At 27.1% G+C, this 255-nt stretch carries 1 pseudogene; it reads right to left on the reverse strand.

The features are described from left to right. Positions 1-255, reverse strand: a pseudogene (locus KGF42_RS20715) (hypothetical protein); the annotation flags it as partial.

Raw genomic sequence — 255 nt, forward strand, 5'->3', positions numbered from 1 at the left:
GCTATACCTATCATTTCTCCTATTTCTACTAATGTGTTATTTAATGTAGCATTTATATTTTTTAATGCTAATTTATTAATAATATGTGTTTTCCCATTTAAAAAACTATCTTTTATTATTGATACAGTATTTGCTATATCCTTGAGTGAATCATCATCTTGTGGTGGTTGAACTCCGTTTGATACACTTACTAATTTTTCATTTACTCCATTCGCATCTGTTACTTTTATCTTAATTGTGTGTATTGCGTTATCT

The organism is Clostridioides sp. ZZV15-6383, from assembly GCF_020657735.1.
GTDB classification, from domain to species: Bacteria; Bacillota; Clostridia; order Peptostreptococcales; family Peptostreptococcaceae; genus Clostridioides; species Clostridioides difficile_D.